Genomic DNA, 15,496 nt, shown 5'->3' with positions numbered 1-15,496 from the left:
CTCCTCCTTATACAAAAATAGCTAGATTTCTCGTATTAAGTGTCGTCTGATCGACAATGAAAACCCTCTTGGATAATTTCCAGACCCCATCTTCATATATAAATTCATCACGCCGTTCTCCTGAAATCAGGTCATGATGGATGTCTGTACTGCGGCTGCGATAGATTAGCAGATAACTCTTTACAGATGCTTTTTCATTCGGGATATAGTCTATCAATCTGACATTGCTTACATAGCGGCGGGTACGGGAAGGAGGAATTTCCGCCCAGGCATAATCCGTTTTTAACCGTTCGACTCTCAGACTCAGCAGCTCTATATCATCATTAAAAGAAAACATATCTGCCTCATAATCCGGCCTTTCAGTGCCTTCTTTATTGACACGTACAGGCATTTGATAAATCAGGGATGAATGCATTAGGCTAAACCAGCCGTCAAAATCTATATCATCAAGAAGTTCAGCTTCCCTGTAGAGCCATTGTTCAAATTCATAGGTTGCGAGCATTTTCTCTAAACTCATTCTGTATTCCCCCATTTCAGGCATCATTCCTGTTTACTTAAGCATTCATGAGATCGAGCCAGCAGCGATAGAAGTTCCGCTGATTTGCTTCGGAAAACTTATCATCATAGACAACACCAGGACCGCTGAAATCAGTGACCGGTTCACGGTGCAAGCCCATCGTATAATTGTAGACAAGCTCTTTCATAACAGGCATGTGGCCTGATGCGGCAGCAGTTATATCAGTAAAAACTTCTGTATCATCCTGTTCAAAAATGCCTGATGGGCTGAACGTTAAAATGAAAGAATCCCTTGAACGCTTCTTCCAGTCCTCTGCCGCATTTTTCTCTACCAGGAACCAGGCAATTACCTCCATTTTGTCAGGACCAATCGGACTCCACATCCGAACAGTTGTATTCGAAATCAGCTGCCCTTTCACTTTTGTATGCGAAATGAGGAAGCTCAGGTTTGGAAAGATGTTTCCGATCATATTTTTCAAATTGGCCAGCACATCATATTGTTCATCTGTTAAATTGGATTTATATTCAGCTTTTAGTTCTTCCGGGAATGCGAAGTCAGGGTTAGGAGTGCCCAAATTTAAACCATGCCCGTTTATTGTGTGGATTTGGTACCCCTTTTTCGAATAGGTCGCACTTGGCACCATGCCCAATTTTGCAATGGATCCATGTGTGACCATTGTGTGGTAGGAATCGCCGACAAAGTTATCCGCTCCCACCTTCCAGTTTGAATGGATGATAAATCGTTGCGGAGGGCCGACGACTTCCATTTCAGCACGCCCGGCTAAAATGTCCAGATACCATTTGAAATCCCCGAGGAAATCTGAAAGTGACTCGGCTTCTTCATTCCAGGTTCCAAAAATAAGGCCTTTATACGATTCAATTCTTATTTTGTGAAGTCCCAATTTGGACTTATCCAGGTCAGTTCCGTAGATATCCTTTTGCAGAGGGACCCCAATAAGATCACCATTGTTTTTAAAATTAAAGCCATGATAGGGGCATACAAATGAGGATTTATTTCCTTTATCAGCACGGCATAATTTCATCCCCCGGTGTGTGCACATATTGTAAAAGCCGCGGATTTCATTCTCTGAATCTCTTGTAATAATAATCGAGTACCCTGCCAAATCTCTTAACATATAATCATTTTTATTGGGGATTTCCGATTCATGGCCAATAAAAAGCCAGGTTTTCATAAACACCTTTTTATGCTCAATATCATAGATTTTAGGATCTGCCAGGATAAAGGCAGGAATGGAGCCGGCCTCAGGCTGTACTGTTTCATTTAAGTAGTCGATGGTTTCATTTTGGGTCATTTCTTCTACATTTCTGGTTGTCGTTTTGATCATATGTAAATTCCCCCTTCGTCTTAAAATAAGCTTCTCCAAGGAGAGAGGAAAAGAATAAACGATTCTCTTCCTGCTTTTTCACCAGGCTCACATCTCATCCAACCCGGATTATTTCTTCCCTATTTTTCAGTGAAGCCAGAATGCTTAGGGCTGCCAGGTAGCTTGTCTTTGGATTGTCAGGCATCGGGTCATTTTCGACTTGAAGCGATAGCTTTCCAAAAGAACCTGCTGCCTCAATCGTATGGCTATTTTTCATGACTGCCGGGTCGGATATGATTTTTACTCCGGTATTTTCGGCACCTAATCCCGCAAGAGACAAGATGATGGAAACATTGATATTCCTTGGGAACAATCGAATAGCTTCGGCCGCAGATCCCTCAAAAAGCACCTTTTCCTCATCAAGAGGGGCACCAGGAAGTGCGTGTGGAGGCTTCCTGGTGATAATGGAGACAGACTTCAGTTCCCCAATCGATTTAGCTGCTTTTAGTACATCCAGGCCGCCAATTGCCCCTGATGGCAAATGGATTTTCGTATGATTTAAAAGGCAGATCTCTTCAAGGCAATGATAAAATTCCCGGTCTGCCAGTGCCCCGACACTGCTGAGGACCAGATCTTTGCCGGAAAGCAAAATGGAAGCAGCATACTCTTCCACAGCTTCAACAGTTGCTGCTTCAATTACCAGGTCGGCATCTGATTTTAATAGGGATTCCACGTCTGAAAAGATTTCTGTTTTAAACTCCCGTGATAGATCCTTTGCTTTTTCCAGGCAGCGGGTATGAAGGCCTATAATTTTCGCATTAGGGATTAAGCAGTCTTTATTAATGCTTTGCAGCAGGAACCTGCCTATATTCCCGCCTCCTATTAAGGCTATTTTCATTTCGGTATCCTCCTAATTGGCAAAGCCATAGGAATCTGCAAAAAACTCCAGGCCGCAATGCCGCGTTTCACGTGAAAGTCCGCTTTCCTTTAAGCCTGGGAAGTCCAGATGGAGATCCTGAAAGACAGTATGATTATTATGAAAAACAGCACCTGCTTCTAATCGGTCTGCCAATTCAATTGCTTTCGTTTCATCTTCTGTCCATACAGAAGCCCTTAATCCAAATTCGCTGTCATTTGCAAGGGTGATGGCTTCCTCATCCTCTTTAAATGGAAGGATCGGAATGACAGGTCCGAACTGTTCAACGCGGACAATTTCACTTTGCTGATCCACACCGGTAATAATGGCAGGAAGTATGAAATAGCCTTTATCCCAGGACTCCGGATCGAGCTGAATCCCACCTGTGATGACAGTAGCTCCGGATTTTCTGGCACGCTCGATCAGGCCATTCACATAGTCGTACTGAGATTTATTGTTCAAAGGTCCCATCTCGGCATCCGGCTGAATGCCGTTTCCAACCTTAATATGCTGAAATTCTTTTCTTAGCTTTTCTACCAGCTCTCCGTATCGTGATTCATGGACATAGATCCTTTTAATGGCTGAGCACACCTGGCCTGCTGCCCGAAGAACACCAAAACGCAGACGTTTTATTGCACCTTCATCCAGATTGGCATCCTTGAGGATAATAGCCGCATCATTCCCGCCAAGCTCCATATACACCTTTTTCACTGTGCCTGAAGCAGCCCGCATGATTTCTTTCCCGGTCTTCGTACTGCCGACAAATGCAACCGTCCGGATTCGCGGATCTGAGCAAAGCTTATTGCCAATCACCCCTCCTGAACCGGTCACAATATTAATGACTCCGTCAGGAAAATAGGAAGCTGCTATTTTGAGGAAGGACATAATCGTCAGCGGACAGCTCGTCGCCGGCTTTACGACGACTGTGTTTCCGGCAAGAACAGCCGGGATCACCCGCTTAAAGGTAAGAATTATTGGCGAGTTCCATGGAGAAATCACCGCTGTTACCCCGCGGGGACGCTTGCGGATCTGGACCTTCTGTGAACCGGGAATGGATTCAGGCTTCCACCATTCCAGCAGCTCATCGGCTGCTTCCTTCATAATATCGACACAGCGAAGAAGGTCCTTTTTCGCTTCAACCAGCACCTTTCCATTCTCCCGGATCAGCAAAGTAACGTTCTCTTCGATACTTGCTCTAATTTCGTCGGCAGCCTGCTTCATCCGGTTTGCCCGGTCCTCAATCTCACTTCCCGACCAGGTATTGAAGGCCTTTGCTGCAGCAGAAATGGCGGTTTCAACCTGATCTTCAGAACACAAAGCCACTTCTCCCACAATTTCCTGGTGATCAGCGGGATTAAGGACATGGGCAGTATTTTCTGACTGGATCCACTCACCAGCCACTAAATATTTTCCTGAAACAAATGGATACGTCGAAATCACTATAAATCACTCCCTTACAACTTTTTCGGTTTGAACGCTTCCGCCGCGCCAGGAGGCCCTCCAAATGGTTTCGCCATTGGCCCGACTGCTTCCATATCCACTACGATCATGGATGGTTTTCTCCTGTCTATTGCCTTCACAAGCTCCGATTCAAATTCTTCCGGAGAACCGATTTTTGCAGAATCAAATCCCATGGACTGAGCCAGCAAAACAAAATCGGGGCTATGTAAATCGACCGCAACCTGCCGTCCATAGGCGGCTTCCTGAATATTTCGGAGGACACCATATCCTGCATCATCAAACAGGATGACGATTATTGGAAGGCTTTCCTGTACGGCCGTTGCCATTTCCCCTACATTGACCATAAAGCCGCCATCTCCAGCTAATAAAACTACTTGTTTATCCTTACATCCCATTTGTGCTCCGATTGCAGTCGGCAATCCTTGCCCAATTCCACCGCCTGAAGCATGAATGGATGTACGCGGCTGATAAATTTCAAATAACCGGCTGCCCCAGACGTTTGCCTGTACCGTAACATCACGCACCAATACAGTATCCCTAGGGAGCATGTTCCGCATAGCATCAGCTATTTTCTCATATGGACCAAGCGTTGCCCGCAGCTGCAGACGCAGTTCTTTCCTTACTGAAAGGACTTCTTCCAAATATTCTTCAGAAGGCGATACTGCATCCTTTGCCAATTCTTCATTAATTTTTCTTAAAATAAGCTTAGCATCACCTGCCAGACCGATGGCGGCAGCATAATTTCTGTTCATTGCCTGCAGATCGGCATCAATGCTGATATGATTCTCAGGAACTTCTATTTTCCAGTTGGACGTTTCATTTCCTCTAAATCTGACCCCAATGCTGATCAGGAGATCCGATTGCTTCACTAACTCTTTTGTTAATTCAAATGAGGCAAAGTGGCCAATGCATTGAGGGTGATCCTCCGGAATGCTGCCCTTGCCTGATTGGCTCGTAATAACCGCTGCCCCGATTCTTTCGGCCAGCTCCTGCACTTCTTTGGAAGCCCCTGAGCTAATGACGCCCCCTCCCGCCCAAATGACCGGGCGGCGGGCCTCGCTGATCCTCGCAATAGCCTCTTTAGGAAGATACGCTATGGAGCTGTTTTCCTGTACTGATGCATGCACCTCTTCCAACGAATAATCCGGTATGATCGCTGATTGGAAATCGATTGGGATTTCTACTGAAACAGGGCCCGACGGTGCAGCGGATGCTTCTTTAATCGCTTGCCTGATAACGGCTGATGCCTGTTCAGGCATTCTTAGCCGCATGGCTTTTTTGCAAGAGCCCTCCATGATAGACAGCTGGTCTTTACACTCATGAATATAGCCACGTCCTGTTCCCAAATAGGGAGCTGCAACCTCGCCTGTTATATGAAGAACCGGAACTCCCGCTGCCCAGGACTCAATCAAGGAACCAGCTGCGTTTCCTGCACCTGTCCCTGTACTCGTGATGACCACTCCCAATTTCCCTGTTGCACGGGCATAACCATCTGCCATATTTGCCGCACCGCTCTCCCCGCGGGAGCATACGAGATGAATACTTCCATCACGGAGGATGGCATCATAAATCGGCATATTATGGATGCTGACAATCCCAAATGCCACCTCAACCCCAGCACGGACAAGTTCCTTCACAACTGCATCTGCTGCAGTAAAGTCCATTTGTTCACTTGCTTTTATCGGTGCCATTACCATTTGTTCCTGTTGGCTCATCCTGATCATTCCTGCCTTTACTTTAAATTAAAGCGCTTTCCCCAGCGCTCCAGCTGTTTCAATGGTAGATCCTGAAACATAACTTGCCTGCTTTGAGGCTAAAAAGAGAATGACACCTGCTACTTCTTCTGCTTCTCCAACCCTGCCCAGCGGGATCTTCCGTTTTGCTGCAAGATCTTTGTAATATTCCTCGGCATCCATATCAGGTGCGTTTTTCATCCGTCTGCGTTCCCACTGGTCAGTGCGGATTAGTCCAAGACTTACGGAATTGACCAGGATATTATCTGATGCAAGCTCTTGGGAAAGCGTTTTACTTAAGTTTAATAGACCTGCCCTTGTTGCAGCCGTAGCAACCATATGTCTTTCAGGTTCCTTTGCGAGCGTCGCATTAATATTGATGATCCTTCCGCCTCCGCGCTTCACTAAATATGGATGGACAGCACGTACCGCATGGATAATGGCAAAATATTTTAACTGAATCTGCTCCTGCCATTGTTCATCTGTAATATCGAAGAAATGGCCCATAACACTTTGTCCGGCTGCGTTAATTAAAATATCAATACCTTCAAGCCGGGATGCTGCCGAATCGACAAAACGATTCACATCCCCTTTATTTGTTACATCACAGGTGGCGGCAAAGATAGATTCCCGGGATCCGAATTGCAATAAATGGTCAAATGCTTTATCCTTCCTCTCTTCATTTCTGCCGCATACCGCAACGTTTGCACCTTCTTGAAGGAACATTTCTGCTGTTTTGAGGCCTACACCAGAGGTCCCGCCCATTATGACTGCTGTTTTTCCTTTTAAACCAAAGTCCATCACAATACCCCTTTCAAATCACTTTAGGTTAATGCATTCACGTTAACCCATCCTGGATCAGGCTTTCCGCCCATCGCTGCACGTGCTTCCGGTTTTGGAGGTCCGGCTATTCCCCATTGATCCATCAGGTGCGGAACCCTTTTCCATACTCGGGCCACCCATTCCTCTTCATCTTCAATGGTTTCCAGATAACACGTGTATTCCATGACAAATTTGGCAGGATCCTGAAAGTAACAGAAGATGTTATTCCCCGGTCCATGGCGCCCAGGCCCCCAAAGCTCCTGATAACCTGCTTTCCTGACATTTGAAATCCCACGCATCACTTCGTCCACTGTATCTACCTCATAAGCGATATGATTGACTGATGCATGCTGGTCCTGATTGAAAGCTATTGAATGATGCATCCTGTTGCAGCGGAGGAACGACATTTGATGTTCACTCCAGTCCGTTACCTTAAATCCTAGAATATTAGTATAGAAGTCTGTGATCATATCAAGGTCTGCCGTATTCATGACAACATGATTGAGCTTTACCGGATCCACATTTTTCTTATTCCAGATTGTCGTGTGCATTTCCACCCATGCCGAAAGTTCAATGCAGCGGTTTTCCGGATCAGCAAAGCGCAGTCCGTACCCTTTGCCTTCTTCATCTAAATAGCCCGGCGGTGAAATAATCGGGATACCCTTGGAAGCCAAAATCTCCGCAGCCCTGTCAACAGCGTTCTTATCTACCATACCAAATGCAATATGGTGAAGCCCCGCTTTTTCTCCCCGCTTCAAATGTAAAATATGATTCTCTGAACCTGCACCTCTGAAATAGACAGAATCCTTATTTTCGGATACCTTATCAAGTCCCCAAATCTTCTCGTAAAATTCAGCCTGCTCCTCAAGAACTGGAGTAATGAGACTGATGTGCCTCAAGTGCGTTATACCTAACATCCCATGCACCTCCAAATTAATAGATTTTCAATTCTCCGCGATGAACGTTTTTTGTTAAAGGAACCGGGATGACCCGGCTTATATGCAGCGGATCATCCCGGTCAGAATGCCAGTTTGCGAGAAACGATTATTTTCCGTTGATGATAGCTTCTCTCTCTTTCGCACGCTGAATGCGCAGCTCTTCAAGAGCACTTCCTTTCGGATATGTAGGAAGATTTGGCTTTACTGCTCCAAGCATAACCAGCATTAACGCTTCTTCATCGCCATCGTTATGAATGCCGCGGTACACTCCCGGAGGTGAGCTGATGCAATCACGCTCATTCAGGCGAATTTCATGTACTTCGTCCTTCCCTTCTTCCTGAATAAGAGCCTTTACACTCCCTTTAAGGATAAAGAACACTTCCTCCACATCATCGTGAAGATGAAGGGGCCCAACACATCCGGCTGGAAGCACCATTGTGCTCAGTGTGAAATGCTCCGCTGCAATCACATTTGAATCATTATTCGCAGTAGCTCCGCGTCCGATATACCTCATTTGCGCCCTTTTGTACTTTGGATCAACTTCCTCCTGAAATTTAAGAACATTCCAATCCAGTGTACGATCTTGCAGCCTTGCTACATATTTCTTTTCGAAAGCCTGCACATCAAATTTTTCTGCTGACATATCCTATCACTCCTAAACTTTTTATGTTTTATATACAAAACAATGTTTTACTTACAGGTTAATAATAAATCCCAATATTTAATATGTCAATTATAAATATTGAGAAAAATTAAATTATTAAAACTTCGTTTCAAATATAAAACTATTAAACGATTACTTTACTCTTTGGAGGAATGTGCTCAATCCGAAGCTCTGCCGCTTCTTTTTTGATTGTGAATATATAAGCGATGAAACCAAAGCTTGCTGCGATAATAAGCATAACGATAGACGGGCCAAAATCCCCGCCTGCAAGGTCTCTCATCCAGCCCATGATATAGCTTGAGAAACCGCCCAATATGTTGGTGAATCCCATAAGACCGGCAGCACGCCCCGCTGTTTCAGGAGTCGAAAATTTAACGATAAACAAATTGCTTAAATGGAAGACCCCGCCCTGAGTTCCCATCGCGAGTCCCATACAAATGCCAGCCAGCACCGGATGTGGTGCAAGGATAGCTGCCGTTAAGAAGACTGCCGTTAAACTGAAGAGAATCGTGGCCAGCAGGCTTGGTCGTCTCGTTTTGTCTGCCAAAAATCCGCAGGATAATACAAAGCCCAGAGCAAAAAGCCAGGATAATGAAGTAATCCCTGTCATTGCCTCTCTTGAGAATCCCTTCGCCTCAACGAGATAAGTAGGCAGCCAAATGCTGATTCCGAAAAACAAAAACGATGACATTAACATCCCAAACCAAACGATCCAATAGCGGTAGTCCTGCGCAAAGCTTTTCTTTGGTTTTTTAGTGCCATCAGACTTGCGGATATACGCAAGCTCTTCTTGATCAATGGCATAATGCTCTTCAGGAGTATCCCGCGTAAGAAACCAAAACATAGGAATAACAATAAATAGATTAAAAGCAGCCAGGAAGAAAAACGCAGCTTCCCAATGGAAAGTGGCAAGAACTAAAGTCAAAATAACAGCCCCGCAGGCAGGTCCGAAATAATTGCCCGCAAGCCAGGTAGACTGTGCCCGGCCAAGCTCCCGCTGGTTAAACCAATTGGAAATGAATTTTCCGCAAACCGGAATCATCATTCCTTCACCGAATCCAAGAATGACCCTGCTGATTAAAAACATCTCATAAGATGTTGCCAAACCGCCTGCAATCATAGTCGCAGTCCAAATGAGCAGCCCGAATACAGCTGTTTTCCGAGGACCTGCCTTATCAATAATAAAGCCCCAAAAAATGTTTGAAACCGCATAGGAGATTGTAAAGATAAAAGTTATTAAGCCAATTTTGGCATTTCTGTCTGCCCCAGTAAGCCCCAGATCACTAAGGAAGCCGGGATCCGTTTGAATAACCGAGATTCCCAGTTTATCAATTTGTCCAAAAAACCAGAAAAAGAATATAGGCACTGCAATATACAGCCATCTTTTGTTCCCTTTCAGCATTTGTGATCCCCTTTCAAGATTAATGAAATCGCTTTCAAATGCATTATTCAAACATTATACTTTATAAAAATATCTCTTTTGAGTGGTAGATTTTGCCCTCCCTTCAGTCATTCTATGTTTTATATACAAAACAACGTTTACCACTTAGTAATAGTGTAAAGTTTTTCGAAAATTGAGTCAATGATATTTTTAAATTTGTTTTGTTTGCTAAATAGTGTTTTATATACAAAACAAAAAAGCTTGCAGCAGGTGCAAGCTTTTAATCATTCTTTTATTTATAGATGATATCCCATATATCCTGATAACTTTTTCGAAATCTCAAGCACTTTAGGGAGTGCTACTTGTTCAATAAACTCATCATGGAATGTTGTCTCTGTTGCTACAACATTAATCGCCGCCATGATATTGCCAGTTTTATCAAATATAGGTGCCGCTACTGACTGAATCCCATGGTGAAGCTCTCCTTTTGTAATCGAGTATCCATTTCTTCTGATGATTTCAACTTCATTTTGAAAATCTGCCAGGGATGTTTTGGTCCGATCAGTATAAGGCTTCAATTCAGATCCATAAAAAAGCTGCTTCAGCTTTTCCTGTGACTGATAGGCAAGCAGCAATTTTCCATTTGCTGTTGCATGAGCGGGAAGCCTCAATCCGATATTGACATTTATAGCGGATACTCCTCTGACAGGAGCACTGCCAACATACACCACTTCATGCCCATCCAAAATAGATAAATGGCAGGAAGCCCCTGTTTCATCTCTTAATGTTTCCAAATATGGCTGGGCAATTTCAGGAAGTTTTAGCGTACTTAAATAGGAAAAGCCCAATTCTAATACCTGGGGCGTTAAACTATATCTTTTTGAATTTTCGTCCTGGTCAAGATAACCAAGTGATTGGAGAGTATATAATAATCGATACGGAACTGTTCGGCTTACATTCAATTCTTTTGCAATTTCAACCAATGACAGTGTTGGACGGTCTTCATTAAAGAGCTTTAGGATTTCCAGCCCCCGTACCAGGGCATTGGCGTTATATCGCTCTTTCTCCTCTTTAGCCATACAGGTCACCCCCTATTTACTTTTTTACAAAAACCACGTTAGAAACAAGTAATATTTCTCTATGGTTACCTTTCTGCCAGTTCTTCTTTTTTGTATGCCCCTTTAAGGAAATTCAAAATAAGAGCATTAAAATAGTCCGGATCCTCCTGATAGCATAAATGCCCTGTTTTGGGAATGGTTTTCAGAATGGAATTAGGGATATACTGATGGAATATTTCTGATTCGCTTACAGGAGTCACTTTATCCAATGCCCCGCAAATAACAAGGGCAGGAACAGAAATGGAAGGTAAAATATCCATTTGATTTAAATTTGAAAGAGAAAAGGCAACAGAGCGATAACCCATCGGCCTGACCTGGGACATGATCCGTTCTGCCTCCCGCTTTACTTCCGGATTCGGGTTAGGAGCAAGAAGTTCTTTTACTCTTAATTGGGCCAATTCCTTCGGATGCAAAGTATCAATATTATGTAATCGATTCCTCAGCTTTCTTTCGTTTTCCTCATGGCTCTGCCCCGCTGCACCGCGTGTGGGATCGGCTATTATTAGCCTGTTCACCCTGGCAGGATATCGGCTGCAGAAATCCAGAGCAATGGCTGAACCCATTGAATGGCCTAAAAGATTAACCGTTTTATACTGCAAACCGTCAATAAAACCCTTCAACACCTCAGCAAATTGGCTGAACTGTGTAAATTCCACCTTGGGATCTGAACTTTTTCCATAGCCGGGCGCATCCCAGGCAATAACAGTAAATTCCTTACTAAGCCCTTCCAGCTGATTCTTCCAGGATTGTGAATTGTTTCCCAGCCCATGAAGAATAACCAGCGGTTCACCATTTCCTTCTGCTTGATAATGGATAGTTAAATCATTAACATTAATATAGGGCATTTTATTACCTCCACATATGTTTGTTTTGTAAGTAAAACATCGTTTCGGTTACCCTTATCATAAAACAAATTCTGGAATAGTCAACAGAATAATCGAAAAATTTTAGTTGTTAGCTATAGGCATGTTCTAAGACACTAACACAACAGAAAACCCGATCATCTGTGATCGGGTTAGTAACTTTGATAACAGCTTAAAGTGACAATTATTGACCTTGTGCTCCACTTGTCGTGACTTTTCGCACGTGATCTTCCTCGAAGCTGTTTTTTCTGGCTGCCTCTACTTTGTCCTCCAATAATTCCTTTTGGTCAACCTGGCCAGATGGACTATTGTTTTTCTTTGACATGATTACATTACCCCCAAAAATAATATTTTGTTACCCGCTTATTTTGGTTTGTTTTAGTAAAAATAAACATCTATATTTTTTGCATACTGAAGAAATTGCCGGTCAGAAATCCTTTTGTAAACTATAACCTTTCTTAAGTTGACAAACTAGTATGTTAACCATAAAATAAAAACAGTTAACCTATTAATCTGAATTGGAGAGGTATTATGAAAGTTAAAGAGATGACATACGTGGCCTTATTTGCAGCGGTAATGGGAGCACTCGGTCTTGTTCCTCCAATCATGCTGTCCTTTACCCCCGTACCGATTACCCTTCAGACACTCGGTGTCCTTTTGGCCGGCGGTATTTTAGGTGCCCGGCTTGGCGGAATCAGCATGGCCGTATTTTTGCTTCTGGTTGCTGCAGGTGCACCACTATTATCAGGAGGCCGCGGCGGCATCGGTGTATTCTTCGGGCCCAGTGCAGGATATTTGTTTTCCTATCCGCTTACCGCATTTGTTATTGGATATTTACTCTCACGCTTCAAAACGTTAAAATTAATGAATATCATGCTAATCAACCTGACTGCCGGCATATTCCTCATCTATCTATTTGGAATCCCTGTTCAGGCTTTTATGATGGATATACCTCTCGCAGAGGCAATCAAACTTAGCCTGGTCTATATTCCTGGAGATGTATTGAAAGCAACTCTCGCCTCGTTACTGGTCTACCGGCTAATGAAGCATCCCATTATCAATAAACAATTTTCTAAATCTCTGGAGACACTATAAAGTGTCTCCTTTTCGATAAGGAGAGAAGTACCATTGACGAATATTACATCCAATATTAATAAATACGCCGAAAAATCTCCAAACAAATCGGCAATCATTACAAAAAGCCAAACTGTAAGCTATCAAGAGTGGAGCTCTCTTATCAGCAAAACGGCCAACTGGCTTCATTCCTTTTCTGCTCCCAATAAAACTGCCGCAATTATGCTGCCCAATGGAATTCCTTTTCTGCAATTATTCACAGGTGCCTCCATGGCTGGATGGACAGCTGTGCCTTTCGACTTAAAATGGAAGGCCGAAGAACTTAGGGAGCGGATCGAAATTTCCAGTCCTTCCATCGTCATCACAGATAGAGAATCCTATGAACAGATTGACCGCCTGCACACTTCCGTTATTATCTGGGATGATGCCCTGGAGGATATCAGCGGTCAAAGCACTTCATTTTCGATAGACTCGGAGAGCAACCCTCCGTTTTATATGGGGTTTACTTCCGGCACCACGGGAAGCCCTAAAGCATTTATCCGTTCCCATCATTCCTGGAAGGCAAGCTTTGAGGTAAATACTCATGATTTTAACATGAATGAAGAGGAAAATGTCCTCATTCCTGGAGCTCTCATCCACTCTCATTTTTTATATGGAGCAGTAAGTACCCTTTGTACGGGCGGAACGGTTCATTTGCTTGAAAAATTCAGTGCAGCCCAGGTTCTATCATCCATCACGGAGCACCCTATCAGTACCCTTTATACAGTTCCAACCATGGTTTCTGCTATTTTAAGAGAAAAAAGAATCATAGAGAAACCGATTAAGATCTTTTCTTCAGGTGCGAAATGGGATGAAGCATCAAAGCTGGAAATCTGCAAAATATTCCCCCGCCTCTCCATGATCGAATTTTATGGTGCCAGTGAATTGAGTTATGTAACGTTCCTTGCGGATGAAGATATCGATGGATCAGTCGGAAAGCCCTGCCATGGAGTGGAAATTGAAATTAGAGATGCAGACGGCAGGAAGCTGGCTCCATATGAAACTGGAAAAATATTTGTCAGGAGCGAACTCATTTTTGATGGATACTTAATAAATAACACAGTACAGAGCATTCAGGATGAGTATGGCTGGGCCACCGTTGACGATATGGGGTATGTTGATGATAAGGGTTATTTATATATCAGCGGACGGGAAAAGAACATGATCTTATATGGAGCTATTAATATCTTTCCTGAAGAAATTGAGAAAGTGATCAGCTTGCACCCGGATGTTGTGGAGGTTGCTGTAATAGGTCTGGAGGATCCATATTGGGGGCAAATTGCAGCTGCCGTCATAAAAGGCAGCACAACTGCCCTTGAAATGAAACGCCTGTGCAAAGAACATTTAGCTTCATATAAGGTCCCGAGAAGATGGATTTTCACTGAAGAAATGCCATACACAGCAGGAGGAAAAATCGCCCGGGCCCAGCTGAAGGATTCTATCGAAAGAAAGGTGATCAGCCATTAAGAGAGCCGTGATTGTACAAGCAAAAAGAACACCAATTGGAAAAGCAAATGGCATGCTGAAGGACTTCGGGCCACATGAACTGGCTGTCACGCTGTTAAAATATCTGGCTGAAGGCCTGAAGGAAAAAATTGATGATGTCATTTTAGGGAATGTCGTGGGACCTGGCGGCAATATCGCCCGCTTGTCTGTACTGGAAGCTGGACTCCCACTGTCCGTTCCGGGGTTAACTCTGGACAGACAGTGCAGTGCCGGCCTCGAAGCCATTCGGCTCGCATGCCATCTTATCCAGGGCGGTGCGGGTACTTGTTATATAGCTGGAGGTACGGAAAGTGCCAGCACCTCCCCATTTTCTAAAAGAGCGCGTTTCTCACCTGACGATATTGGAGATCCGGATATGGGCGCCGCTGCGGAAAATGTTGCAGATAAATACAGCATATCAAGAGAAGATCAGGATACCTATGCCCTATTAAGCTATGAACGGAGCTGGAAAGCTTTTGAAAATGGAATCCTGGCAGATGAGCTGATTCCTTTTGGAAGCCATACATACGATGAAGAGTTTCTTAAAAAAAGAAAAATGGATAGTCTTTTAAACCGTGCTAAGCCAATATTTAAAAAGTATGGCACTGTAACAGCAGCCAATAGCTGCGGCATACATGACGGTGCATCTGCTGTGCTGGTGATGGAGGAAGAAACCGCCATAAAAAATGGATACAGGCCGATCCTGCGTTTTGCGGATAGTGAAGTATCCGGGGTAAATCCCAACTATCCGGGTATTGCCCCTGTTCCGGCAATCCAGGATATTCTGGTACGAAATTACTTAACCATCGACGATATCGATTTGATCGAAATTAATGAAGCCTTCGCCTCCAAAATAGCGGCCTGCTCCAATGAGGTATCTATTCCATATGAAAAACTGAACGTTAATGGAGGGGCTTTAACAATAGGCCACCCCTATGGAGCTTCCGGCGCTGTAATGGTGACAAAATTATTTTATGAAGTGCAGAGAAGATCTGACTGCAATTATGTACTGGCTGCCATTGGAAGCGGAGGCGGCGTCGGTGTTGCTATTTTGTTTGAAGTGGTGGAATAAAAGCTTGAAGATAGCCTGGAGACGTGTTATTCCAGGTTATTTTTTGGCAGGATATTCATCAGAAACCGACGTAATAGCACAATTTTATC

Annotated in this window: 15 protein-coding genes; 3 read left to right on the top strand and 12 right to left on the bottom strand. The window is 43.9% G+C overall.

Annotation, left to right across the window (positions count from 1 at the left end; genetic code table 11):
• Nucleotides 1-7: 7 nt before the first annotated feature.
• The 12 genes from AC6CHU_RS00875 to AC6CHU_RS00820 all read right to left on the bottom strand — a co-directional run bounded on the left by AC6CHU_RS00875 (nt 8) and on the right by AC6CHU_RS00820 (nt 12,062).
• The gene (locus AC6CHU_RS00875) at nt 8-517 is read right to left on the bottom strand and encodes an aromatic-ring-hydroxylating dioxygenase subunit beta (protein ID WP_498119655.1); all 510 of its coding nucleotides are present in this window, start codon (nt 515-517) and stop codon (nt 8-10) included.
• A gap of 37 nt (nt 518-554) precedes the next feature.
• Nucleotides 555-1,862 carry an aromatic ring-hydroxylating dioxygenase subunit alpha gene (locus tag AC6CHU_RS00870; protein WP_498119653.1) on the bottom strand — a complete coding sequence of 436 codons (1,308 nt, stop codon included), beginning with the start codon at nt 1,860-1,862 and terminating at the stop codon, nt 555-557.
• A gap of 94 nt (nt 1,863-1,956) precedes the next feature.
• Nucleotides 1,957-2,739 carry an aspartate dehydrogenase gene (gene nadX, locus AC6CHU_RS00865; RefSeq protein WP_251284257.1) on the bottom strand — a complete coding sequence of 261 codons (783 nt, stop codon included), beginning with the start codon at nt 2,737-2,739 and terminating at the stop codon, nt 1,957-1,959.
• A 12-nt stretch (nt 2,740-2,751) separates the two neighbouring features.
• The gene (locus tag AC6CHU_RS00860) at nt 2,752-4,197 is read right to left on the bottom strand and encodes an aldehyde dehydrogenase family protein (RefSeq protein ID WP_498119651.1); all 1,446 of its coding nucleotides are present in this window, start codon (nt 4,195-4,197) and stop codon (nt 2,752-2,754) included.
• Between the two features lie 14 nt (nt 4,198-4,211).
• Complete coding sequence (locus AC6CHU_RS00855; RefSeq protein ID WP_498119649.1) at nt 4,212-5,933, bottom strand: thiamine pyrophosphate-binding protein; 1,722 nt, start codon at nt 5,931-5,933, stop codon at nt 4,212-4,214.
• Nucleotides 5,934-5,960: 27 nt separating this feature from the next.
• Nucleotides 5,961-6,752: an SDR family oxidoreductase gene (locus AC6CHU_RS00850; RefSeq protein WP_498119647.1), complete on the bottom strand. Its 792-nt coding sequence runs from the start codon at nt 6,750-6,752 to the stop codon at nt 5,961-5,963.
• Between the two features lie 23 nt (nt 6,753-6,775).
• Nucleotides 6,776-7,690, bottom strand: a complete 915-nt coding sequence (locus AC6CHU_RS00845) for a VOC family protein (RefSeq protein ID WP_498119645.1) — start codon at nt 7,688-7,690, stop codon at nt 6,776-6,778.
• 127 nt (nt 7,691-7,817) lie between these two features.
• Complete coding sequence (locus AC6CHU_RS00840) at nt 7,818-8,354, bottom strand: cupin domain-containing protein (protein WP_159867597.1); 537 nt, start codon at nt 8,352-8,354, stop codon at nt 7,818-7,820.
• A gap of 145 nt (nt 8,355-8,499) precedes the next feature.
• On the bottom strand, nt 8,500-9,777 hold the full coding sequence (locus tag AC6CHU_RS00835; RefSeq protein WP_498119643.1) for an MFS transporter: 1,278 nt from the start codon (nt 9,775-9,777) through the stop codon (nt 8,500-8,502).
• 275 nt (nt 9,778-10,052) lie between these two features.
• A complete protein-coding gene (locus AC6CHU_RS00830; RefSeq protein ID WP_159867591.1) occupies nt 10,053-10,835 on the bottom strand; it encodes an IclR family transcriptional regulator in 783 nt (260 codons plus the stop codon).
• A 65-nt stretch (nt 10,836-10,900) separates the two neighbouring features.
• Complete coding sequence (locus AC6CHU_RS00825) at nt 10,901-11,719, bottom strand: alpha/beta fold hydrolase (protein WP_159867588.1); 819 nt, start codon at nt 11,717-11,719, stop codon at nt 10,901-10,903.
• Between the two features lie 202 nt (nt 11,720-11,921).
• Nucleotides 11,922-12,062 carry a hypothetical protein gene (locus AC6CHU_RS00820; RefSeq protein ID WP_201306571.1) on the bottom strand — a complete coding sequence of 47 codons (141 nt, stop codon included), beginning with the start codon at nt 12,060-12,062 and terminating at the stop codon, nt 11,922-11,924.
• 206 nt (nt 12,063-12,268) lie between these two features.
• Here AC6CHU_RS00820 and AC6CHU_RS00815 point away from each other — a divergent pair, with 206 nt between their 5' ends.
• Genes AC6CHU_RS00815 through AC6CHU_RS00805 form a run of 3 tightly spaced genes read left to right on the top strand, consistent with a single transcriptional unit; the run spans nt 12,269 to nt 15,407 of the window.
• A complete protein-coding gene (locus tag AC6CHU_RS00815; RefSeq protein WP_159867585.1) occupies nt 12,269-12,832 on the top strand; it encodes a biotin transporter BioY in 564 nt (187 codons plus the stop codon).
• Nucleotides 12,833-12,865: 33 nt separating this feature from the next.
• Complete coding sequence (locus AC6CHU_RS00810; protein ID WP_251284252.1) at nt 12,866-14,317, top strand: AMP-binding protein; 1,452 nt, start codon at nt 12,866-12,868, stop codon at nt 14,315-14,317.
• Nucleotides 14,313-15,407 (top strand): acetyl-CoA C-acyltransferase, encoded by a 1,095-nt coding sequence (locus AC6CHU_RS00805; protein WP_251284278.1) that lies wholly within the window; start codon nt 14,313-14,315, stop codon nt 15,405-15,407. The genes AC6CHU_RS00810 and AC6CHU_RS00805 overlap by 5 nt, the downstream gene beginning before the upstream one ends.
• Nucleotides 15,408-15,496 lie beyond the last annotated feature (89 nt).

The sequence above is a fragment of the Cytobacillus sp. GQ23 genome (assembly GCF_059758675.1).
Note: the sequence above shows the minus strand (reverse complement) of the source record. Positions and strands in the feature narration are given on the sequence as shown.